24 protein-coding genes are annotated in these 20,825 nt (G+C 42.0%); 9 read left to right on the top strand and 15 right to left on the bottom strand.

Annotated features, from left to right (window positions below; all coding sequences use genetic code 11):
* Positions 1 to 85: 85 nt before the first annotated feature.
* Positions 86 to 1,315 carry an MFS transporter gene (locus FTT72_RS07060; protein ID WP_180077089.1) on the top strand — a complete coding sequence of 410 codons (1,230 nt, stop codon included), beginning with the start codon at positions 86 to 88 and terminating at the stop codon, positions 1,313 to 1,315.
* A gap of 79 nt (positions 1,316 to 1,394) precedes the next feature.
* Here FTT72_RS07060 and FTT72_RS07065 read toward each other — a convergent pair whose 3' ends face one another.
* The 6 genes from FTT72_RS07065 to FTT72_RS07090 form a co-directional block, all read right to left on the bottom strand.
* Positions 1,395 to 1,694 (bottom strand): DUF3817 domain-containing protein, encoded by a 300-nt coding sequence (locus FTT72_RS07065; RefSeq protein WP_180092516.1) that lies wholly within the window; start codon positions 1,692 to 1,694, stop codon positions 1,395 to 1,397.
* Positions 1,695 to 1,836: 142 nt separating this feature from the next.
* Positions 1,837 to 2,403: a hypothetical protein gene (locus FTT72_RS07070; protein ID WP_180178095.1), complete on the bottom strand. Its 567-nt coding sequence runs from the start codon at positions 2,401 to 2,403 to the stop codon at positions 1,837 to 1,839.
* Positions 2,404 to 2,421: 18 nt separating this feature from the next.
* Positions 2,422 to 4,572, bottom strand: a complete 2,151-nt coding sequence (yccS, locus tag FTT72_RS07075; RefSeq protein ID WP_373686901.1) for a YccS family putative transporter — start codon at positions 4,570 to 4,572, stop codon at positions 2,422 to 2,424.
* Between the two features lie 124 nt (positions 4,573 to 4,696).
* Positions 4,697 to 5,245, bottom strand: coding sequence for a superoxide dismutase family protein (sodC, locus tag FTT72_RS07080; protein WP_180178096.1), 549 nt, complete (start codon positions 5,243 to 5,245; stop codon positions 4,697 to 4,699).
* 116 nt (positions 5,246 to 5,361) lie between these two features.
* The gene (locus tag FTT72_RS07085) at positions 5,362 to 6,483 is read right to left on the bottom strand and encodes an AI-2E family transporter (RefSeq protein ID WP_180178107.1); all 1,122 of its coding nucleotides are present in this window, start codon (positions 6,481 to 6,483) and stop codon (positions 5,362 to 5,364) included.
* 150 nt (positions 6,484 to 6,633) lie between these two features.
* The gene (locus tag FTT72_RS07090; RefSeq protein ID WP_078192493.1) at positions 6,634 to 7,278 is read right to left on the bottom strand and encodes a ParA family protein; all 645 of its coding nucleotides are present in this window, start codon (positions 7,276 to 7,278) and stop codon (positions 6,634 to 6,636) included.
* A 132-nt stretch (positions 7,279 to 7,410) separates the two neighbouring features.
* On the opposite strand from FTT72_RS07090, the gene FTT72_RS07095 reads away from it, so the two are divergent.
* Complete coding sequence (locus tag FTT72_RS07095; protein ID WP_078192492.1) at positions 7,411 to 7,881, top strand: Holliday junction resolvase-like protein; 471 nt, start codon at positions 7,411 to 7,413, stop codon at positions 7,879 to 7,881.
* A 55-nt stretch (positions 7,882 to 7,936) separates the two neighbouring features.
* Positions 7,937 to 8,530, top strand: coding sequence for a hypothetical protein (locus FTT72_RS07100; RefSeq protein WP_168378147.1), 594 nt, complete (start codon positions 7,937 to 7,939; stop codon positions 8,528 to 8,530).
* 47 nt (positions 8,531 to 8,577) lie between these two features.
* Here the strand turns inward: FTT72_RS07100 and FTT72_RS07105 are convergent, their stop codons facing one another.
* A complete protein-coding gene (locus tag FTT72_RS07105; protein WP_168378146.1) occupies positions 8,578 to 9,204 on the bottom strand; it encodes a class I SAM-dependent methyltransferase in 627 nt (208 codons plus the stop codon).
* Positions 9,205 to 9,487: 283 nt separating this feature from the next.
* On the opposite strand from FTT72_RS07105, the gene FTT72_RS07110 reads away from it, so the two are divergent.
* Both FTT72_RS07110 and FTT72_RS07115 read left to right on the top strand, forming a co-directional pair.
* Entirely contained in the window at positions 9,488 to 10,048 is a 561-nt protein-coding gene (locus tag FTT72_RS07110; protein WP_078189325.1) for a hypothetical protein, read from the top strand.
* 73 nt (positions 10,049 to 10,121) lie between these two features.
* On the top strand, positions 10,122 to 10,547 hold the full coding sequence (locus FTT72_RS07115) for a protease inhibitor I42 family protein (protein ID WP_257223022.1): 426 nt from the start codon (positions 10,122 to 10,124) through the stop codon (positions 10,545 to 10,547).
* Between the two features lie 89 nt (positions 10,548 to 10,636).
* On the opposite strand, the gene FTT72_RS07120 is transcribed toward FTT72_RS07115, so the two are convergent.
* Positions 10,637 to 10,969 carry a HopJ type III effector protein gene (locus tag FTT72_RS07120; protein ID WP_078189323.1) on the bottom strand — a complete coding sequence of 111 codons (333 nt, stop codon included), beginning with the start codon at positions 10,967 to 10,969 and terminating at the stop codon, positions 10,637 to 10,639.
* Positions 10,970 to 11,137: 168 nt separating this feature from the next.
* Between FTT72_RS07120 and crcB the strand changes: the two genes are divergently transcribed.
* Positions 11,138 to 11,521, top strand: coding sequence for a fluoride efflux transporter CrcB (crcB, locus tag FTT72_RS07125; protein WP_078189322.1), 384 nt, complete (start codon positions 11,138 to 11,140; stop codon positions 11,519 to 11,521).
* Positions 11,522 to 11,642: 121 nt separating this feature from the next.
* On the opposite strand, the gene FTT72_RS07130 is transcribed toward crcB, so the two are convergent.
* The gene (locus FTT72_RS07130) at positions 11,643 to 11,897 is read right to left on the bottom strand and encodes a type B 50S ribosomal protein L31 (protein ID WP_078189321.1); all 255 of its coding nucleotides are present in this window, start codon (positions 11,895 to 11,897) and stop codon (positions 11,643 to 11,645) included.
* A gap of 104 nt (positions 11,898 to 12,001) precedes the next feature.
* Complete coding sequence (locus tag FTT72_RS07135) at positions 12,002 to 13,300, bottom strand: AarF/ABC1/UbiB kinase family protein (RefSeq protein ID WP_180178097.1); 1,299 nt, start codon at positions 13,298 to 13,300, stop codon at positions 12,002 to 12,004.
* Between the two features lie 201 nt (positions 13,301 to 13,501).
* Here FTT72_RS07135 and FTT72_RS07140 point away from each other — a divergent pair, with 201 nt between their 5' ends.
* A complete protein-coding gene (locus tag FTT72_RS07140) occupies positions 13,502 to 13,714 on the top strand; it encodes a DUF1737 domain-containing protein (protein ID WP_078189319.1) in 213 nt (70 codons plus the stop codon).
* Positions 13,715 to 14,073: 359 nt separating this feature from the next.
* Here FTT72_RS07140 and FTT72_RS07145 read toward each other — a convergent pair whose 3' ends face one another.
* The 3 genes from FTT72_RS07145 to FTT72_RS07155 all read right to left on the bottom strand — a co-directional run bounded on the left by FTT72_RS07145 (position 14,074) and on the right by FTT72_RS07155 (position 16,482).
* Positions 14,074 to 14,499 carry a hypothetical protein gene (locus tag FTT72_RS07145; RefSeq protein WP_180059161.1) on the bottom strand — a complete coding sequence of 142 codons (426 nt, stop codon included), beginning with the start codon at positions 14,497 to 14,499 and terminating at the stop codon, positions 14,074 to 14,076.
* A gap of 124 nt (positions 14,500 to 14,623) precedes the next feature.
* Positions 14,624 to 15,982 (bottom strand): MATE family efflux transporter, encoded by a 1,359-nt coding sequence (locus FTT72_RS07150; protein WP_373685866.1) that lies wholly within the window; start codon positions 15,980 to 15,982, stop codon positions 14,624 to 14,626.
* A gap of 41 nt (positions 15,983 to 16,023) precedes the next feature.
* Positions 16,024 to 16,482, bottom strand: coding sequence for a DMT family transporter (locus tag FTT72_RS07155; RefSeq protein WP_111884189.1), 459 nt, complete (start codon positions 16,480 to 16,482; stop codon positions 16,024 to 16,026).
* 125 nt (positions 16,483 to 16,607) lie between these two features.
* Here FTT72_RS07155 and hemW point away from each other — a divergent pair, with 125 nt between their 5' ends.
* Together hemW and FTT72_RS07165 are read left to right on the top strand one after the other, a co-directional pair.
* Positions 16,608 to 17,762 (top strand): radical SAM family heme chaperone HemW, encoded by a 1,155-nt coding sequence (gene hemW, locus FTT72_RS07160; RefSeq protein ID WP_180178098.1) that lies wholly within the window; start codon positions 16,608 to 16,610, stop codon positions 17,760 to 17,762.
* Between the two features lie 133 nt (positions 17,763 to 17,895).
* Positions 17,896 to 18,303 (top strand): hypothetical protein, encoded by a 408-nt coding sequence (locus FTT72_RS07165; RefSeq protein ID WP_180026073.1) that lies wholly within the window; start codon positions 17,896 to 17,898, stop codon positions 18,301 to 18,303.
* Between the two features lie 42 nt (positions 18,304 to 18,345).
* Here the strand turns inward: FTT72_RS07165 and FTT72_RS07170 are convergent, their stop codons facing one another.
* On the bottom strand, positions 18,346 to 18,648 hold the full coding sequence (locus FTT72_RS07170; RefSeq protein ID WP_180105610.1) for a hypothetical protein: 303 nt from the start codon (positions 18,646 to 18,648) through the stop codon (positions 18,346 to 18,348).
* Between the two features lie 342 nt (positions 18,649 to 18,990).
* The gene (locus FTT72_RS07175) at positions 18,991 to 20,814 is read right to left on the bottom strand and encodes an acyl-CoA dehydrogenase C-terminal domain-containing protein (protein WP_180178099.1); all 1,824 of its coding nucleotides are present in this window, start codon (positions 20,812 to 20,814) and stop codon (positions 18,991 to 18,993) included.
* Positions 20,815 to 20,825: the final 11 nt, after the last annotated feature.

The following is a 20,825-nucleotide window of genomic DNA, read 5'->3' on the forward strand; positions in this document are numbered from 1 at the left end:
ATTACAGTGCTCGTCATTGGGCTGAAGTGTCTCTCCCTATTTGTCATTTCAAGCTCGACAGCACACATTTGATATGTAGATAACAATGCAAAACGTACAAACCACAAAATTAAGTCGTGCCACCTTAATGTTTCCCTTGGCACTGGTTTTATTTGAATTTTCTGTCTATATCGGAAACGACTTAGTCCAACCCGCCATGCTTGCGATTACCCAAGAGTTTGGCGTGAGTAGTGCATGGGCACCCTCGTCGATGTCATTTTACTTATTGGGAGGTGCTTGTGTCGCTGCGATATTAGGGCCTTTGTCAGATCGATTAGGCCGTAAAAAAGTCCTGTTAGGTGGTGTGGCATTCTTTAGCTTATGCTGTTTAGCGATATTGCTCACGCATAATATCGAAAGCTTTTTAACGTTGCGTTTTTTACAAGGTTTTGGTTTATCGGTCATTTCTGCCGTGGGCTATGCTGCTGTTCAGGAGACCTTTGAAGAGCGAGATGCCATCAAAGTCATGGCGATCATGGCGAATATTTCACTACTGGCGCCACTGATCGGACCCGTCCTAGGTGCCTTTATGATTGATCACGTGTCATGGCATTGGGGTTTTATAGGAATCGCATTTCTATCTTTTCTGAGTTGGTTTGGTTTAAAAGCCAAGATGCCGACTCAGCACATCAGCATCCCAAAGCAACCGGTGGGTTATATTATCGATGACTTCAAACAGGTGTTAAAAAACAAACGCTTTTTGGCGTTGACACTGGGTCTACCGATGGTGGCAATGCCACTGATGCTCTGGATAGCGCTATCTCCAGTCATATTGGTGGAGCAGCTAGGACTGAGTAGCATGCAATATGGCATGGCACAGTTTCCTGTTTTGGGCGGGCTGATCATCGGTAATATTGTCCTGATTAAAATCATCGACAAATTGCCTCTAGGTCAGTCTGTGATGATCGGGCTACCGCTGATGTTACTCGGAACGAGCCTCGTGGTGATTGGGACGATGACTGAAAGTTATTTTCTGACATTGCTCATTCTTGGCATGAGTTTGGTCAGTTTTGGTGAAGGGATTAGCTTTTCTGTGCTCTATCGATTTGCCTTAATGTCGTCTGAAATGTCGAAGGGCACTGTGGCTGCGGCAGTGTCTGTGATTATGATGCTGACGTTCTTTGCCGTGATCGAAATCGTGCGCGTGCTGTATGAAAACTTTGGCCTTTGGGCCTATAGTTTGGCAGGATTTACCCTCATTATCTTGTGGTTCAGCCTACCACGCTTGGTGGTGCGAGATATTATGCGACAACGTAAATTGACGGGTGAATTTTAAATTCGAGTTCATGCCATCATAGAAAAAGCCCAATGCTGTGTAGAACAACATTGGGCTTTTTTATTTGCTGTATACCGTCTTAATTTGATGCTGCGGGTTGTTCTGCATTTTTTAATTTGCGATCGAAAATGAACGGGCCAAAAGGCAAAATCGATGCAATCAAGCCCATTAGAAATACGCTGAGCGACCATTTTTGTTTTTCACAGACCACAAATAGCACCACCAAAAAGGCGATAAACAAGACGCCATGTCCCATACCGACGTATTTGACCAATATTGGATTATCCATCAGGTACTTCATTGGCATAGCAATGAACAACAATAATAAAAAGGAGATGCCTTCGAGTAGGCCCACAAAGCGTAAGGTCTTGATATTCATGCGAAGTCTAAATTCAAAGTGATTTCAGCCTTGAGTGTACCTGAAAGCACAGCAGGAACGAAGCGTTCCTGTTGAAATAATTGATCCGCATATTGAATCTAAGTAAATGTTTTTAAAGTTAATTCTGAGTCATCTACTCGGATTAATCCTCAAGATCCGCTAAGGCGTCTTCAATCGAACCCTGATCAAATTCATAGTTACAGCCGAGTAAAATCATTGGGCTTTTTCCGGTCATTTCAGACAGGCTTAGTTTGTGATTGATCGCATGCAGATCATCCGTTTCAGCTTCCGTGCGTAGGATTTTTTCACCACGGAAAAACGGCATATTGGCAAACATTGGATGCTGCTCAATGCCATACTTTTGGGCAAGTTTTTTCACATCGGCTTGGCGATAGATTGCGAATACTGCATTGGAAGACAGGCCAATTTCTTGGGTCGGCATGCCAAAAAACTCTACAGCCTGCTTATTTTTATAGATATAAATAAACGGTTGATGTGGGTCATCATGGCGTTTCCAACCCAATTGCCCTAGAACCTTTTCATAGTCGAGTAAAGTGTCATGGTAGGTGTCGTAATCGGCCTGACATTCCAGAATACGCTTTAAATCTTGTGCTGTCGGTGCTGCAAAAACAGAAGACGCAGCTAAACATGAGGTCGCCACAATCATAGGTAATATGAGGCGTCTAAAATCTAAACTAAGCATTTTCATTATAAGTCTCAAATGATTTTATTTAATTTCCGCCTGAATTAGCTGTGTTCTGAGCTGAATCAGTTCGGCTAATGTTTCTAATAATAAACTGATCTGCTTGAGCACCAGTTGTAGGTGATTAGACCGCATTTCTTCAGTGCTGAGTGTTTGAATTTCGAAAAGTTTTTGCTGAATTTTCTCAGGGTTGAGCGGTTTTTGCTGAATTAAGACCTCGTCTAAGGTGCTTTGACACCATTGCAGCAGTTCAACGACTTGTTGGTCTTGTACCTGTTCACGGTGGCTCCCCAGTGCAGAAATATAACTGAGCTGACTATGGCTATAGACCAAATAGCGAAAAGCATGTTGAATCAAAGTTTGGTCGGGTTCAGGCTCGGTACTTAAACTTGAAATCATGCTCGACAATTCAGTTTGAGCATTATGGGCTGAACGACGAGCACGCCGATAAGCAATGCTATTGGTTTTCCCATGGAGATATTGCTCAACTACGGCATCAAAATAATGCAAGGTCGCAGCAGAGCTTTTTTGAATGGTCTTGGAAATATTGCGAAAGTCCCAATCTGGCCAGATGACATTGACCGCGAACCATGCAATAAAACAGCCGAGTAGGGTATCAACAATACGCGGTAAAATGACCGCATAACCTGCGCCTTTTAAATTAAAAATCAGCAAGACCATTAAGGTTGCCATGAGGGTCGCCATGGCATATTTTTTGGCACTCAGATAGAAAAAGCACACGCCAAAAATAATCGTCAGTAGCAATTGACCTTCGACACTCGGCACAAAATACAAAATAGGAATGCCAAGTAAGACCCCTAATATGGTGCCCAAAGTCCGCATTTTTAAACGACTTTTGGTCGCAAAATAACGCATCTGACAGACAAATAAACTGGTCAATAAAATCCAGTAGCCATTTTTGGCAAAGGGCAGTAGCGAAATGGCATAGCCCATAGCAAAGACAAAGGCGATGCGAACGGCATGGCGAAACAAGGCAGACTCGGGACTTAAATGCTGTTTCAGTTTGAGCCATAAATCATGCCAGCCGTGAATGTCCTCATCGAGTAAATTGAGGTTATCAATATGCTGCTGATAAGCTTGTTGCTGTGAATGATCTAAATCCTGCACATGCGAAAAACGTTCTTGCACACTGTCCAAATTACTCAAGATCAGCTGTAGGTTTTTCACTTCTATGTTTTGCGGATTATTGGCCATCCACTCCTGCAAAGAAGCATGCAAATGTGCCAGTGCTTGTGCGGTAATGGGATCAGGCTGATAGGGCTGTCGATGCAAAATACAGTAGGCCAACTGTTGGCAAGCCTGCGCTTGTAATCGAATATTTTTTTGAAAACGGAAAATTAAATCGGTACGGCTAAAATTTTGATGAATTTGTTCATAGTGTAAATAATTCGCATTGGCCTGTTCGTGAATATCTTGTGCCAAGAAATATAAATTCAGCCAGTAGATGGTGTTTTTATTGGCTCTTGAGGCTTTTAAACGGGTGAGTAAAGAAGCTTTGGTGGTGTTTAAACTCGGGATGACATCACTGTTTTTGAGTGATAATTCATACAGTAAATGTTCCACATTGTTGACATTATCTGGGTCAAATAAGCGTGCTTTTGCATTCAGTACTTCGGCGATTTGTAAAAAACAACGCGAGAGATTGTCCTGTACGGGTAGGGTGGGTTTAATCAGGTAAAAAAGAATTGAGGTGAAGCCATACCATATTGCCCCTAGAACAAAGCAACTGGGTTGAAAATACCAGGTGTCATATTCGCCCAAGCCGAACATGGTATAAATCGATAGTAAAATCGTGCCAAAAGAAATCGTGGCATAGCGTTGCCCCAAAGCTCCTAATAAAATAAATCCTGCACTGGACAGTGAAAGATATAAGATAAACAGCAGCTTATAGGGATAGAGAAAATCTAAAATACTACTGACACTAAAGAAGAGTACGCAGACATAGAACAAATTACGCAGTCGGATGCTGAGTCGGTCATCAAAGTCCGTGAGCGCGGTAGCAATCGCACCTAAGGTGACGGGCACAATAAAACTATGAAAACCGAGAAAATATAATCCGAGCGTGGTGCCACTCAAAACAATACAAATTTGCAGGCAATACATAATGATTGCACTGGATTGAAACTGTTGAAACCAAGAGAGTCGCGTGTTCACAGAGTTATGAAGTATTCGAATGATTTTGTAAATTAGACTGAGCTTTTTTCTGTGAACTGTCAATTTTTATTCAATAGAAAAGCGGACTTAAAGTCCGCTTGTTCAAATCTATATGCAAGGTCGATTATTGAATCACACCACAGGCAATACGGTCACCGCCACCGCCTAGAGGTTTAGGGTCGTCAGAGTAATTATCACCACCGGCATGGACCATGATGGCTAAGCCTTGTACATCCGCTAATTTCAAACGCGGTGCAATTAAATTCACTTTTGCTGTGCCATCCGTTTGAACTTGAAGGATCGGTAAGTCACCCATGTGACCGGTTAACGGTGTACCGTGGTGAGGTGCCGCTTTAGGGTTAAAGTGACCACCCGCAGCGAGTGCAGCACCCACTTTTCCATCTTTTTCAGCTGGGGCACAAGAACCTTTTTCATGAATATGGAAACCGTGTGGACCCGGAGGAAGCTGGGTTAAATTGGTATGAATAACCAAGCCAGCAGGGCTATCAACCAAGTTAATTTGACCGATGCTTTGACCAATACCTTGAGCAGTCACGGCATTGACCGTCACGGTTTTTGCATTCAGACCTGTTGAAGTCGAGGTACTCGCACAGCCTGTAAACATCAGGGCACTGACCGCAGCAAGCGCGCCGAATTTAAATAGTGAATACATGTTTGGCATCCTGTCTGTTTTTATGGAATTTCAACCATTGAAACAGATGCGGATACAGGATGACAGATAATTTAAGTATTTGATTGTAATATTTGTTTAATGAATTCAAGCCTGAATTAAGGTTGTTCAGGCTTATCATCCATATTGTCTAAGTTATGTGCCAATGTTGCTTTGGGCATCATGACGGCTTCAATTTGGGTTTCATGTAACCATTCACGCCAAATCGCCAAGAGTACCGCCAAGATCACTGGCCCGATAAATAAACCGACAAGACCGAAACTGGCGATCCCACCCAAAACACCAAACATGATTAATAAGAATGGAATCTGCGTTGCCCCTGAAATCACTAAAGGGCGAATCACGTTATCGGCCGTACTCACCACACAAACACCCCAAGCCATGACGCCAATGGCTTCGATGGTTTGACCTTGTGAAAATAACCACAACGACACAGCGGTATATGAAATCGGTGGACCAAACGGAATCAGTGCCAACATGAAGGTAATGATGGTTAATAACATTGGGTTAGGCACATCGGCGACAAAATAGCTAACACCGGCAAGTAAAGCTTGGGCAATGGCGGTGAGACCGATGCCATACACGACGGCACGTGTAGTATCCGAAATAGTGGCAAGATAATGATGAATACGTGGCCCAATGACCATTTCGAGGGCTTTACTGACCTGACTTAAAATGGTTTGACCATCACGATAGAAGAAAAATAAAGACATCACGGCAAAACACAGCTTAAAGATATTTTTACTGACTTCGCCGACCAGAACTTTACCGTAGTTCAAATGCCCCTGAATCCAAATTTGTACCGATTGAATAATACTGTTTGGATCATTGTTCAGTTCATGCAGGGTACGACTGACTTCTTTACCAATAAACGGCAGTTGGCGAATAAAATCAGGCACATTGACATGACCAGAGAAAACTTGCTTTTGTAATTCAAAATACAAGTTACGACCTTCATGTTGTAACAAGAAGATTGCAAAAATCACCGGCAGACCCACCACGAGTACCACCAATAAGATCATCAGCGCCGCACTTAGATTTGCACGATTGCCACAAAAACGATGTACTGATTGATACAGCGGCCATGTCATATAAGCAATAATCGCAGCCCAAACGACGGGCACAATAAAGTATTTGAGTACGCTAAAGCTCAAAAAAATCAGGATAAAAAATAATCCGAACAATAAGACTTTTTGTAATGTAGGTGCGAACGTTGGCAATGCGTGCTCTGATTTTTTCATCATGTTGTGTTCAATCTTAACCGAAAAAAAAGCTCCCGAAAACGAGAGCTTGTTAACTTATGGTGAATATCTTTCAGGCTAGATCCTTGCAAGATTGGCCTTTATATCAGCGAAATGTGGAATGATGGGTTAAAACCACTCGGCTTCGTCTTCAATAATGGCATTGAGCACAGGTTGCCATTGTTGTTGCATACCGAGGTACAATTTTTGCGTTTTGTCAAAAACTGAAAGACCTTGCATGGCAAGTTGACCATAAGCGGTACGTTCAGAAATCCAAGCAACGGGCTGTTGTTCAACTTTATTGAAAAAATCTTGAATTTCTTTGGAATGAGCAGAATTGGGTTTAACACGATTGGCCAGTAATAAGATTTGGACTTTACCTTTACGAATCCGTTTAATTTCTTGCAAATGCTTTAAAAAACGACGGGTCGAGTCGATGTCAAAGAAAGATGGTTGTAGCGGGGTAATGATGGCATGGGCTTCACTGACCAACTGATCTGCATGTTCACCCGATAACGCACCCGGTGCATCGATAATTAGATATTCAATCCCTTTCGGTACATCACCAATCGACTTTTCATGACGCCAATCTAGGCTCTGAATTGGGGCGGCAGTCTCTGGGCGCTGTTTGAGCCATTGACGTGCAGACTTTTGATTGTCAGCATCTGCCAAGGCCACTTTATAACCTTTTTGCGCAAGTGCAGAGGCTAAACTGATTGCTGTGATGGTTTTGCCACAACCACCTTTTTGATTGGCAATTAATATCGTTTTCATCGACCTAAATAGATTTTATTCTGCTCATCCCTAGCATATCATTGTTTAATGCGGGGAATATGACAAAGAACCAAAGTCTAAGTTTTTTCTATACGTTTCGCTGTAATATCTTAAAAAGATTAGGAATTTTAAATGTCTGTCTGGATGGCCATGCTCATTGGCGCGTGTATTGGGATTGTACTGACCACCTTAATTTTAAGTGGCAGTCGCAATGGAAGGATTAAGGCAGAATACGAGCAATATATTGCAGAACTAGAATTGGAACATCAGCAGGCCTTGGCCCATGCACAAAAACGCAGTGTAAATACCAGTCGTGCTGTTTTAAAAGGCAAAATGGCCGAACAAATGGCGCCGATCATGCCTGAATTTCAGTATTTACCTAGCGATGCAAAGTTTCTCGGTGACCCGATCGATTATGTGGTTTTTGATGGCTATACCGACTTTCGTGATGGCGATGGCCTCGCTGAAGACATCGAAGTGGTGCTGATTGATATTAAAAGTGGTGGCGCACGTTTGACCAAAGGGCAACAAGCGATTGCTCAAGCCATTGCCGAAGGGCGAGTGCGTTTTGAAACCATCCGAATTGATTTTGAGCATATTTAAGCTCGCGTGATTCAGGCTCAGAACCGTCGAAAAGTAATAAGGACAGAATATTCACATGGAAAAACTCTTAGCGACTGCAGCCGTTTTTGCGCTCATGCTGTGGATATGGTCTGAATATTTTCGTGCCATTCCACATTTAGAGCAGACAGGTGTGCTGAAAAATTTTCAGGTCACAGCGACTCAGGCATTTTCCGGTGAATATTTGCTGTTGGATAAACGCTACTACAGTGCGAGTAGTCGTACATTACATCCGGCAGCACCGACCGTGGTGGGTGGCTTTCAAGACTTGGCCTATGTCAGCAATATTGATCTGCTACTGAGTTCAGGCGCAAATGATATCCAATCTTTAAAATACCATCTTGAATGGTCTCAGCAGAACCGCTGTTTTAGTGTGCAAGCGAAAGACGCGCCCTCGACACAAATTGAACAGCTCAAGTCCGAATTGCAAAATGTTAGTGTGATTGCTCAATCCGAAGATGTCGCAAATCGTATTCGGCGTTTAAAATCAGGTGATCGCGTGGAGATTTTGGGTGAATGGGTGGATGTGCATTCCATCAAAACAGGGAAGTCGTATAACACCTATAATGTGTTGAATAAAAAGCCCTGTCATATCCTAAAAATTAATGCCATTCGACTAATCAAAGACTAGGTACTTTTATCTAGATTTGATTTTGCTTAAACATGGCCTTGGACGCTTTAACTCAACTTCCGTGCGCGGGCGAGCAACATGCGCTGTCCAATTTTTGGAATGCCTTCAGCATCAAAATACTGCGTTTCAAAACATTCAAACTGGGCATCTTCAAGCAACTTTTGCATATGACGATCCAAATGACAGCCATCCGCGACTTTCTTTTGAATGGGCGTGAGTAAATGCTGTAACTGCTTAATTTTTCGATTTTCATTGTGTTGTACATGCTCAACCAAATGAAATGTCCCTGTTGGTTTAAGGACACGGTAGATTTCTTCAAGCGCAGTTTCAATATCGGCAATGCTGCATAAGGTCCATGTACTCACGACATGATCTAGACTTTCATCTGCAAAGGGTAATTTTTCAGCACCAGCTAAAATATGCTGTACCTCAAAAGGTGCTGCATGTACACGTTCAGCAGCTAAATGAAAAATATCGGGATTGGGCTCAAGGGCAAAAACCGTATCGACATTTTGATAAAACGCTAAATTCAAACCTGTACCAAAGCCAATTTCGAGCACCTCACCAGATACGGCTAACAGGAGTTCGCGTCGTTTATCCATCAAGCTTGGTACTTGCATGACTTGATTTAAAAGATGCGGAAAAATGTGTTGTTGATAAAATTTATAAATCATAGCGGGCATTATTGTTGGCTTTTTTTAAAGTGTAAATCATGTCGTGGAGCATGAATATGGGCCAATTGACTGAATAACAGCATTTTGTTACCAAGTTCATAAGGTTTATGCAGACTGTGTGCGTAATATAGAGTTACAACTAGTGAAAACGACATTCATCAGGCTCAACCTACGCGATTTTAAGCTCATGTTCAGGTTGGGGCATTATGAATAGATGAAGTCGGCTCAATTGCAGAATTAAAATTGAGTAATGTGAAGTATTACAGGGTAAGAGGATAACGCGATGATCAAGCGAATTGCATTAAGTACTGTGCTTGCAGGCTTTTTATTGAATGTCGGTGTCCAAGCGTCTTCAGATTATAATATTGCCAAAGGCTTAGCACCTGCTGCCAAAGGCCAGTCGATTTCTACCTTGAAAGAATTTAAAGGTGATTTCCGAATTTTAGGTTCAAAAACCTATCAAACAGATGAACAAGCAAAATTTTCTCCGATCGATTATGCAGTCAGTTGGGGCTTATTTGCAGAGCCAGAAATTGCTCGTACGATTTCAGTCAATCAATATGACCGTTTCTTAAACTGGAAAATGGATCGTGTTCCTGTACCGCAAAAGCAAGCGATGATGATGGTGTCGAATATGCACATCATTCCTGCAAACCCGCAAATTGCGAAACAAATTACTCAAGTAAAACGTGGCGATCTTGTGCGTTTAAAAGGGGATTTGGTTGAGGTGAAAGACAAAGATTTGGTTTGGACTTCATCTTTGACCCCAACAGACACGGGTGATGGGGCTTGTGAAGTTTTTCGTGTCAGTTCGATTCAGTGGATTGAAAAAGTTAAAGGCTAAACTTCGATTGCATCGAGATCGTATTTGAAATCGGTGTGCATTAGATTCAAGGTAAAATAATTTGATGATGAAAATGACGATAAAGAAAAAGTTTATTTTGAGTCTAATGATGGCGAGTGGTTTGGCACTTGGTGGATGTACCAGTATGAGTTCAACTGTAGATGGGAAAACCCATGTATTTACTGAACAGCAAAGTTGTCCGACTTTGCTTGAGATGGATCGTGGACAAACTTTAGAAGTACTGTTAAACGAAAATCCAAGTACCGGATATGTATGGTCTTTGGCTGAGCAACCGAAACTTTTTAAAGTTGAAGAAGTGTTTCAGTCAGCTCAACAACAAGATGCTGCGGATACGACACCAGTACTAGGCGGAGGCGGTCAAAAAACTTATCGTTTTACCGCAACGACTGCGGGTGAAGAATTACTACATTTGAAGCATGCACGAGCTTGGGAAAAAACCGCGATGGCTGAATGGACTTGCAGAGTTCGAGTGTCCTGATGTGAACAGATGATGAACGATAAAAAAAGCCAGTATTTGTACTGGCTTTTTTATTGCAGACGAACTGATTTAGAACGTCTACCTAGGCATTATTTCGCGCTGAGCGCTTGACCGTCAAATTGAATACCTTCCCAACCATTTTGCATAAATTGGCGAATGTTTTGGTGGTCAGTTGCGTCTGGTGTTGCCAATACAGCAGCATAATGTTCAGCAAAAAGACTTAAGGTTTCAGCTTGGTTTAGACCATTCAATTGGGCAAAAGAAAATACTTTGGCACTGCCTTGGTTTTCAGTTGCTGCATTGGCTTGTTTGCCATTGGTAAAAGCGGTTGCTGTGTGGTTATAACGCGCTTCAATAAATGCAATCACATCTGAAAATTTCGCAGTCCCTGCTTGAAGTTGATCTAATAATTCCTGAGCCATAATGTCCTCTTTCAATAAAAAATACCGCAAAGTGTTGCAGACTATAGCAAGCTTTGGCCCAAACATTTAACACTATTTGCGTAAATTAAATGCGTGTATATTGAAGGGAGACCTTAGGCAGTCTGTTGCCTAAATTGTAGATACCAATGATGTTGAAGTAGGACAACTATGAACTGGCTTTTGGTCGCATGTGGCGGCGCAATTGGGGCAACACTTCGCTATGCAGCAGGACTGTTATTGGCCAAGCCAACCGTGCTCTTTCCGTGGGCAACATGGTGGGTGAATATTTTAGGTTGCTTTTGTGCAGGTGTGTTTTTTGCATTTAGCCAAAAATATCCCGTTCTACAAAATGAAGCACGCTTATTGCTTATGGTCGGGATCTTAGGTGGCTTTACCACATTTTCAAGTTTCGGCTTAGAAACCTTCCAACTGCTTAGACAAGGGCAAAGTGGGCTGGCATTTAGTTATGCCATTTCCAGTGTGGTGATTGGCGTCATCGTATTGGGACTGGGATATTACTTATTTCAGTCGATTTTAAAAATAGATGTTTAAAACAACGCTTGAAATCCACAAAATTTCAGACATAAAAAAAAGAAGCTCAGGCTGGAGGAGGGTAACCCTGAACTTCTTTAATGTTTTAATTTTAAAAGAAAAAACTTAATCGAAACTGAACTTATTGTGAGCGTTTGAAACGCGCAAAGCGTTTATTAAAGTTCGCAATACGTCCTTCGTTATTCACTTGGCGTTGTTCACCTGTATAAAAAGGATGTGATGCACTTGAGATATCGAGCGTCACATATGGATAAGTTTTGCCTTCAAACTCTTTGGTTTGATTGGTGCTTAAAGTACTGCCAATCACAAAAAAGGCATTGGCATTGGTGTCATGAAAGAGCACTTCACGGTATTCGGGATGGATGTTGGCACGCATTCTTCTGTTCCTTAAATTTATTGATTAAAGAAATGTTATAACATAACAATATAAAATGCAAATATTGCCCGAAATTCATCAGGCAATCAGCGCGTCATATTCACTTAAGCGCTAGGTGGGACCAACTCATCAAAAAGATCATTGAGATTGTCATGCACTTTCAAATGAATCAAATTCCAATAATGTCCTGAAACAGTCCGGTTCACCATCAAGGTATCCGGTGACGGTTTAAACACATCCCAGTATTTAAGAGAAGGCTTAATTAATTCTACCCCGTCATGGTGCGCTGAGTTTTCAGCAAAGTCGTATTGTGTGGTCAGTGGACGCATCAGTACTTCAAGCCATTGTTCATACAAGTCCGCAGGGAATTTACCGAGTTCATTGAGGGAATGTAGGGCATCGAGTTGCTGTTCCATCAGTGGAATATCGTGCTTGCGTGCAGCATTAATCAATTGCTTAAAGTGCGACACGATTTCAGGAGACAGGGTTTTCACACCACCGTAGTCATATACGATGACTGAACCATCTTCACGAAAGGCGAAGTTACCCGGATGCGGGTCACAGTGGAAACGTTTAAGGAAGAAAATTTCACGGCCAATGGCACGGAATAAGCGCCTTCCCAAGGCATTTCGTGTTTCTTGTGACCATGTGCTGGCAGTTTCTATACTGTCGCCAAGCTCTAGACTTAAAGTCAAAATATGACGTGAAGAATAATCTTTATAGACCTGTGGAATGATGATTTTATCATCCAACGCACTATGAAAAGCACGGGCCACATCTAAGTTTTGCGCTTCGATTTCATAGTTCAGTTCGTTGTCCAAACTGTCCTGAATTTCACGAAATAGCTTGTCTTGTAACTTCCGATCAATTTTCAATACGCCCATCAGACGAAGTGCAAGCCGAACTTGTTTTAAGTCACTGTCACAGGCTTCTTCCACACCCGGATATTGCACTTTCACCACCACTTGCTGACCATTAGGTAACACGGCTTTATGCACCTGCCCAATGGATGCAGCGGCAAAAGGTTGTTCTTCAAAACTTTTAAAAATCTGCGCGAGGGGCTTGCCGAGTTCTTGTTCTACTTGGGCCTTAATTTCAGCAAAGGGCATGGCTGGCGCTTGGCGTTGTAATTTACTGATGGCCTTTGCGACTTCAGGTGGAAAAATGTCTTTGTACTGCGAGGCAATTTGTCCGACTTTCATCACCGCACCTTTCATTTCACCCAAAGTGTCTGCAATTTGCAGACCGATGTCCTGAAAAAGTTTACTGCGAGATGCATTTTTCTGTTCTTCATCGGCAGTGATATTGCGGATGGAATTGGAAACGGTTTTAGTAGCAATGCTTGCCGTCATACTGGCAAGTTTCATAAAGCGACGACCCGGTGTGCTAGCCGTTTTTGCCATGTGATGTTCCTCAAGATCATCATTTATTATCTATTACCGATCATAGGCGACAAAACACAAACTGCCTACTTTAAATTGTTAAGACTTTATTTCTATTGATAAAATGATGGGCAAAAATGTAAATACTGAAAATAATTCAGGCAAATTTAAGCCACGTGCTGAATGGTTTAAAATATCGCGTCGCTAGAAGAGAACTGAACGATGAAAGTGTATCGCTATTTAACCGGTAAAGATGATGTCAATTTCTGTGCCCGTGTGACCAAAGCTTTAAATGAAGGCTATGAATTGTATGGCTCACCAACCATGAGTTTTAATGGGACAGATGTGATTGTCGGGCAGGCGATCGTGAAAGACGTAGAAGACGACAGCCAAGTGCCACAAGGTTTAAAAAATGCCATCGAGGCGCTTAATTAGTTGGTTTTGGTGCTTTGCTTGCTTCACTGATGTTATGCATGTAAAAGTATTTACGCATTAAAAAAAAGATTTTCAATTCTATTCTTTAGAGTCTTTCATCTAGGGATTGAATAAAGGGATTAGCCTTCAGCTGGAGGTATTCTTACGAAACGTTGTTTCTCATTCGGCAAAATGAGAAGCGTGCCTCGCAAGGAAACCATCTTGCGGTGCAATCACCTCACCGACAAAACTCGTTCACTAGCGTCTAATTATTTAAGTATCGCAAAAACATTTTTGATTAGAACTAGTCCTGTCTCAAACAATTGCAGATGACATTTTCGTGTATCGTTCTTTTTTTGAATCAAATTGAGCAACTGATGTTATTCCGTAATATCAGTTGCTTCAGTTTTTTCGAGTTCTAAATGTGGACTGAGATATTTACTGCATTGGTTATGGTGTAAATTTTCATTCAAGGTGATAAGGTTTTGCGTCACGATAAAATCCTGATCATCCGCAGAGACAAACTTTTGATTGGCCTTGATGAAGTCCTGATAGGTGTATGCCATACCAGTCTGCTGACAACTTAATTTTAAACGTGTGGTATATGAGTCCGCTTGTTGTTCATGATAAAAGCGAAAGGCTGTCCAAAGTGCTTGATTGATGTAATCAAATTCGGGTTGTGATTGGACTTTGATGGGTGCGTGATACAAAGGAAATTCATGTCGGTTGATCGTTTGTTCAGCTTGTAGTGACATGGAAAAGCTCAAGCTCAGACAGAGACTGATCGAGCGAAATACATGGGACATGTTTATTTTCCTCTTCTTCGTGCTTTTTTATTTATGGCGTTGCTATACAGGGTGTTAATTTGCATTAATCTTCTGCATAGCGTAGCCGTATTTTTAAGTAACTTTTTAGATGATTTTTTAGGGCTTATCCCGCATGTGCTAAACGTTTATTCATCATAAATAAACGTGTAAGTAGCAGTATACATGCGACAGTCAGACCCACAATCAGGCCAATCCAAACGCCTGCAGCACCAGTCGTAGTGAAGCGTGCAAGATAGATCCCGACAGGGAAGGCAATGATCCAATACGCGATCATAGTGATCCACATCGGTCCTTTGGTGTCTTGCATACCGCGTAAGCACCCTGCGGCACTGACTTGCCATGCATCCATCAACTGATAGGCAATAGCGAACAAGACCAAGTACACGGCAAGCTGAGTCACATCATAGTCATTGGTATAGAGTGACACAATTTCATTACGTAAAAGCCAAAGCAGCAGCATGGTAATTAGGGCAAATACCGTCCCTGTCAACATACCGACTTTCTGGACTTTTCGCATAGCTAGCCAGTTTTTTTCCCCATAATAGGTACCGACCCGAATGGTCAGCGCAATCGCTAGTGACATTGGAATCATAAACAATTGCGAGGTAATCGAAATGGCGACTTGATGCGCTGCAATGGTGACTTCGCCCAAGGGACTCAACACAATAGCGGCTGTACTAAAAATACTGACTTCAAAGAAAATGGCTAAGCCAATAGGAAAGCCGAGTTTTAAAATACGTTTGATCCATTCACTGTTCATTTTTTCAAAAGCAGCGAAAGGTTGGGTTTTTTGATAGGCCGATCCTTTGAAAACGTACATCGCCAAAGCAAAGAACATTAACCATTGCAAAATCGCGGTGGCAAAACCACATCCTGCTGAACCCAGTTCAGGGACTGGGCCTAAACCATACATAAAAATAAAGTTCAGTGGAATTAACACCAATAAGGCCAGCAGACTCAGCACAGTGACTGGACGTGGATGCCCCAATGCTTCTGAGTAACCACGTAAAGCTGCGTACATGGTGACAGCAGGCATACCTAAACTAATGGCGTGTAAGAATAAGCTCGCCTTCGGAAGTAATACTTCAGGGACACCCAATAACGGTAAAAGCAGCGGCATAGCTTGTAAGACTAATGCGGCAATGATCCCTAAAAATAATGCGACCCACAAAGACTGACGGGCGATGGTGGCAATTTTTTCAGGCGTGCGAGCACCATTGGCTTCTGCCACTAATGGGGTGGTTGCAATCATAATGCCGCTGAACAGCAGCATGACCGGTATCCATAAACCGACCCCGACCGCAATGGCTGCAAGGTCATTGGCGGACATGTGTCCAGCCATGATGGTATCAATGAGACCAAATCCCGCTTGCGCAAACTGCGTGATCAATATCGGGATCATTAAATGAAACAGTTGTTTTAATTCATACTTGCTGCTTGTTACAGCCGTGACAGTAGACACAGAATGTACTCATTTCTTGTGAGGTGCTTAGGAATGAGGTCTTAGCGTTGGAAAGTGAGAAGCACACCAATAAAAATCACCACGCCACCCAATAAGCGTTGCCAGTTAATCGGGGTTTTTTCAGTGCCGAGCAAGCCAAAATGGTCAAATACCATCGACATTAAGATCTGTCCAAAAATAATCAGACCGGAGAGGGATAAAAAACCCAGTTTCGGTGCGGTATAAATACTGATACTGATGGCATAAACACCCAAAAATCCCCCCAACCATAAATACCAAGGGATTTGAGCAAAACTTGCAAAGTCCGGTTTTTCGGCCGATTGAAAAAACACCATAAAGGCGAGGACTATTGTACCAACCAAAAAAGAAAAAAGGGCAGCTTGCAGCGGTGAATATAAATATTCACGCAATTGGCTGTTGATCGCTGTTTGAATGGTCATAGCGATACCAACACCCATCGCGAGCGGCAGTAAGTACAATAAATGGCTGCTTATTTTCATCTTCTAATCATCTAATTCTTCTTTACTTTTATTAGTCTACTGTATTGTGGATGAGTTTTCATAAGCGCTCTGATGCAGTCATGTTAAAATGCGCTTACTTCTTTTGTTCCTTTTGAGCATTTTCCTTGGCTGAATTAAATCCTGCAGTTGTTCCGTTATCTTTATACATTCACATGCCGTGGTGTGTGCGCAAATGTCCATACTGTGATTTTAATTCGCATGCGGTGCCGAATGGTGAATTGTCTGTAGACTTAGAACAAGAATATTTACAGGCGTTGGTTGAAGACTTTAAAACCCAAGTCGATTTTGCTCAGGGTCGCCTGATTCATAGTGTATTTATTGGTGGGGGTACACCATCGCTCATTTCATCCAAAGGCTATCAATGGTTATTTGCTCAACTCAAAGCGTTAGTGCCATTTGAAGCGGACTGTGAAATTACCTTGGAAGCCAATCCGGGCACGGTTGAGCACGATCCTTTTGCGGGTTATTTAGACGCAGGCATTAACCGACTTTCAATTGGTGTGCAAAGTTTTAATACCGACCAGCTGAAAAAGCTGGGGCGGATTCATTCGAATGATGATGCGATTTCTGCCATTCAGCATGCACGGGAAGCAGGTTTTGAACGGGTAAATGTCGACTTGATGCATGGCCTGCCTGAACAAACGCTTGAGCAAGCGCTTTTGGATTTGAAATTGGCTGTGGAAAATGGCGCAACGCATGTGTCGTGGTATCAGTTGACCATTGAACCCAATACGGTTTTCTTCCGCACAAAACCGATTTTACCTGTCGATGATGTGCTTGAGGATATTCAAGAACAGGGCGAAGCCTATTTAACAGCGCAAGGCTTTATCAATTATGAAGTATCGGCATGGCGTAAAGAAAAGCCGTCGGCACATAATTTAAATTATTGGCAGTTTGGCGATTATTTGGCGATTGGCGCAGGCGCACATGGTAAAGTGACCATGCCAGACGGGGTGTATCGTTTCCAAAAAACCCGATTGCCGAAAGACTATTTAGCCAAAGTACCTGCTGAACATCTTCAGTTTAAGCGCATCGAAGCAGCCGATATGCCTTTTGAATTTATGATGAATGCACTTCGTTTAAATCATGGGGTGGAAGCCAAGCTATATAGTGAGCGTACAGGGGAAAGTTTAGAGCCGATTGCCGAGTTATTGAACTCATTACGTGAACGTAAATTGATGGTCAGTGATCCAACACGTTTGTTTTGTACCGAGCAGGGACATATCTTTTTAAACTCAGTGTTGGAAGAATTCCTGTAATGAAAGCTATGTCAAACTTGTTTTAAAATTTGAGCGACAAGTAATTTTTCATATTTCGAATGTAATTTGCAGAATGTGTATGAAATTATTCAGTTGATAATTGAATTTACATGGCATAAAGGAACTTCAGAAAATGAAATATATTTTAACTACGACGTTATTAACTATAGCTTTGGTGGGTTGCACCGATAAAAAAGCACCATCAGAACAAAATGTTGCAACAGAGGCAACGATCGCAACTACACAAACAAACGATGTTGCAGTAGCTCAAGATGAGCAAGTGATTCACTTTACAGGGCCACAAGATCTAAGCCTTGAGTTAAAAACCAAAGATAATTTTGAAACCGCACAATTGACTGATAATTCTGATCGTGTGTATGAATTGAAACGAGCAGTTTCAGGAAGTGGTGTACGACTTGCCAACGACCAAGGTGTTTCAATTCACTTTAAGAACTTTAATGGTGTGAATGAAGGGACAGTTGAGTTGGTGAAAGATAAACCCATAGAGATCAAAGAATTTATTGCTGATAAAGCAAAGTAAAGATTAAAAAAGACCGCATGAGCGGTCTTTTTTTAATTTAGCTTAACGATGTTTCGGTGGCATTGGCGGTAATTTATGCTGCGAAACAGGTTTGTGTTGATTGCCTTTAAAAGCTACTGCCTTATGATTTTGTTTGGCAAATTTTGCATGAGCTTGTTGATGCTCTTTTTTCACCATTTGCGGCCCAGCAGGTTTGTGATGTGTTGCTTTAGGCGGTACAGGTTTTTTATCGAAGTGTGCAGCAGGTAGCGGATTTTTATGATCGAATGCAGGCGCTGCCATTGCAGACATTGTCGCAGTTGTTGCAATCAGACCAATCATCAATGAAGACATCAATTTTTTCATGGTTACGCTCTCTATGAATCAATGAAGTCATCATAGGGGGAGGCTATGCAGAAGATATGAAGTTGTATGAGATACAAATGTAAAGCTAAAATTATGGAGTTAAATTTACTTTAAGTATTTAATATTTATTAAATAAAATTATTTTTTAGCGATAAGGTGTTCTATTTTTGTTGAAAAATACAACAAAATTTCTCCATATAAAGTTCATCTTTATACATTGTTATTACCTCATGAAGAAATTAAGAATACTACTCGTAATTCCTATAGATCAAAATTAAAAGAGAAGACAAAAAAGACCGCCGAAGCGGTCTTTTTATAGAGTCATTTAACTCGGTTTAAAGCTTAGTAGTCAAAGCTAAAGTGTTCAGGAGCCAAAGAAGTCATGGTCTTCGATGGGTTAACCATTGCTTCAGCGTGACCTTGTGAGCGTGGTAATAGACGTTCAAAGTAGAAGTCAGCCACTTTGATTTTTGCTTTATAGAACTCAGGAACTTCTGCACCATTGCCTTCTGCTAATTTTTCAGAAGCTACGGCAGCTTGTTGTGCCCAGAAATAAGCCATCATCACGTAGCCAGAGAACATCAAGAAATCGACAGAAGCAGAAGATACGATGTCACGGTCTTTACGTGCTGCAAGCATGATACGAACCGTTAATGCATTCCACTGTGCGCAAAGCTTCGTTAAGTCCCACGCAAAACGACGCATGTATTTGTTACGTGCATGTTGACCACAGAACTTCAAGATTTCAGCTGTGTAGTCACGAATCACTTTACCTTTAGAGGTCAACAGAACTTTACGACCAATCAAGTCTAGTGCTTGAACGCCTGTTGTGCCTTCGTAGAGAGTAGAGATACGTGAGTCACGAACAATTTGTTCCATGCCCCATTCTTTAATATAACCATGACCGCCGTATACTTGCATACCATGGTTTGCAGCTTCATAACCCATTTCGGTTAGGAAACCTTTGAGAATCGGTGTGTAGAAGCCTAAGTGGTCATCATGTGCTTCAAACGCTGCTGTATCACCGCGGGTTAAAGCATCAGTCATTTTGTCCGCAATTTGAGCTGCATAGTAAATCATTGAACGGCCGCCTTCAGCGATCGCTTTTTGAGTTAAAAGCATACGACGTACGTCTGCATGGTGAATAATCGCATCGGCTACCTTTTCAGGATCTTTTTTACCTGAAAGTGCGCGCATAGACATACGTTCTTTGGCATATGGAAGAGCGCCTTGGAATGCCAATTCAGCATGTGCAATGCCTTGGATCGCTGTACCAATACGTGCAGTGTTCATAAAGGTGAACATTGCGTGTAGGCCTTTGTGTTTTTCACCGATCAAGTAGCCAATGGCATTATCAAAGTTCAGCACAGCTGTTGCCGAAGCACGGATCCCCATTTTGTGTTCAATCGAACCACACGTTACAGGATTGCGTTCGCCCACAGTACCATCTGCATTCACAAGGAATTTTGGAACGATGAACAATGAAATCCCTTTAGTACCTGCAGGAGCATCTGGAAGACGAGCAAGTACGATATGCACGATGTTATCTGTTAAATCATGCTCACCCGCAGAGATGAAGATTTTTGTACCAGAAATTGCATAGCTACCGTCAGCTTGAGGTTCCGCTTTGGTTTTTACCTGACCTAAGTCGGTACCGCATTGAGGTTCAGTTAAGCACATGGTGCCTGACCAAGTTCCAGCAACAAGGTTCGGTAAATATTGGTTTTTCTGTTCTTCTGAACCAAATTGTAGAATGGTGTTGATACAACCTACGCTGAGACCCGGATACATTTGGAATGACCAGTTTGCTGTACCCATCATTTCAGATTTGATGAGATTCAACGACTGTGGCAAGTTTTGACCGCCAAATTCTTCAGGGAAAGACAGACCTTGCCAGCCACCCTGTACAAATTGGTCATAGGCTTCTTTAAACCCTTTTGGTGTTTTCACATCACCATTTTCAAAATGACAGCCTTCTTCATCACCCGTTTGGTTCAAAGGCGAAAGGATGTTTTCACAAAAATCCGCTGCACCTTCTAAAATCATGTCGACAGTGTCTGCATCAGCAGCTTCACCATTAGACAAAGTTTTGTAATGTGCTGGGTAATCGAGTACTTCATTCATTAAGAAACGAATATCGTGTAAAGGCGCTTTATATGCAGGCATAGTCTTAATCC

The organism is Acinetobacter sp. YH01005 (genome assembly GCF_013420465.1).
In the GTDB taxonomy this organism is placed as follows: domain Bacteria; phylum Pseudomonadota; class Gammaproteobacteria; order Pseudomonadales; family Moraxellaceae; genus Acinetobacter; species Acinetobacter amyesii.

What these genes read in the sequence shown, in the direction of transcription:
- FTT72_RS07090 (WP_078192493.1), bottom strand. Translation starts at nt 7,278, where the DNA reads ATGAAAACGATATTAATTGCCAATCAAAAAGGTGGTTGTGGCAAAACC.
- FTT72_RS07100 (WP_168378147.1), top strand. Translation starts at nt 7,937, where the DNA reads ATGGAAAAACTCTTAGCGACTGCAGCCGTTTTTGCGCTCATGCTGTGG.
- FTT72_RS07110 (WP_078189325.1), top strand. Translation starts at nt 9,488, where the DNA reads ATGATCAAGCGAATTGCATTAAGTACTGTGCTTGCAGGCTTTTTATTG.
- FTT72_RS07105 (WP_168378146.1), bottom strand. Translation starts at nt 9,204, where the DNA reads ATGATTTATAAATTTTATCAACAACACATTTTTCCGCATCTTTTAAAT.
- crcB (WP_078189322.1), top strand. Translation starts at nt 11,138, where the DNA reads ATGAACTGGCTTTTGGTCGCATGTGGCGGCGCAATTGGGGCAACACTT.
- FTT72_RS07170 (WP_180105610.1), bottom strand. Translation starts at nt 18,648, where the DNA reads ATGAAAAAATTGATGTCTTCATTGATGATTGGTCTGATTGCAACAACT.
- FTT72_RS07135 (WP_180178097.1), bottom strand. Translation starts at nt 13,300, where the DNA reads ATGGCAAAAACGGCTAGCACACCGGGTCGTCGCTTTATGAAACTTGCC.
- FTT72_RS07095 (WP_078192492.1), top strand. Translation starts at nt 7,411, where the DNA reads ATGTCTGTCTGGATGGCCATGCTCATTGGCGCGTGTATTGGGATTGTA.
- FTT72_RS07165 (WP_180026073.1), top strand. Translation starts at nt 17,896, where the DNA reads ATGAAATATATTTTAACTACGACGTTATTAACTATAGCTTTGGTGGGT.
- FTT72_RS07060 (WP_180077089.1), top strand. Translation starts at nt 86, where the DNA reads ATGCAAAACGTACAAACCACAAAATTAAGTCGTGCCACCTTAATGTTT.
- FTT72_RS07140 (WP_078189319.1), top strand. Translation starts at nt 13,502, where the DNA reads ATGAAAGTGTATCGCTATTTAACCGGTAAAGATGATGTCAATTTCTGT.
- FTT72_RS07120 (WP_078189323.1), bottom strand. Translation starts at nt 10,969, where the DNA reads ATGGCTCAGGAATTATTAGATCAACTTCAAGCAGGGACTGCGAAATTT.
- FTT72_RS07145 (WP_180059161.1), bottom strand. Translation starts at nt 14,499, where the DNA reads ATGTCCCATGTATTTCGCTCGATCAGTCTCTGTCTGAGCTTGAGCTTT.
- FTT72_RS07175 (WP_180178099.1), bottom strand. Translation starts at nt 20,814, where the DNA reads ATGCCTGCATATAAAGCGCCTTTACACGATATTCGTTTCTTAATGAAT.
- FTT72_RS07130 (WP_078189321.1), bottom strand. Translation starts at nt 11,897, where the DNA reads ATGCGTGCCAACATCCATCCCGAATACCGTGAAGTGCTCTTTCATGAC.
- FTT72_RS07155 (WP_111884189.1), bottom strand. Translation starts at nt 16,482, where the DNA reads ATGAAAATAAGCAGCCATTTATTGTACTTACTGCCGCTCGCGATGGGT.
- FTT72_RS07070 (WP_180178095.1), bottom strand. Translation starts at nt 2,403, where the DNA reads ATGAAAATGCTTAGTTTAGATTTTAGACGCCTCATATTACCTATGATT.
- sodC (WP_180178096.1), bottom strand. Translation starts at nt 5,245, where the DNA reads ATGTATTCACTATTTAAATTCGGCGCGCTTGCTGCGGTCAGTGCCCTG.
- FTT72_RS07115 (WP_257223022.1), top strand. Translation starts at nt 10,122, where the DNA reads ATGACGATAAAGAAAAAGTTTATTTTGAGTCTAATGATGGCGAGTGGT.
- FTT72_RS07065 (WP_180092516.1), bottom strand. Translation starts at nt 1,694, where the DNA reads ATGAATATCAAGACCTTACGCTTTGTGGGCCTACTCGAAGGCATCTCC.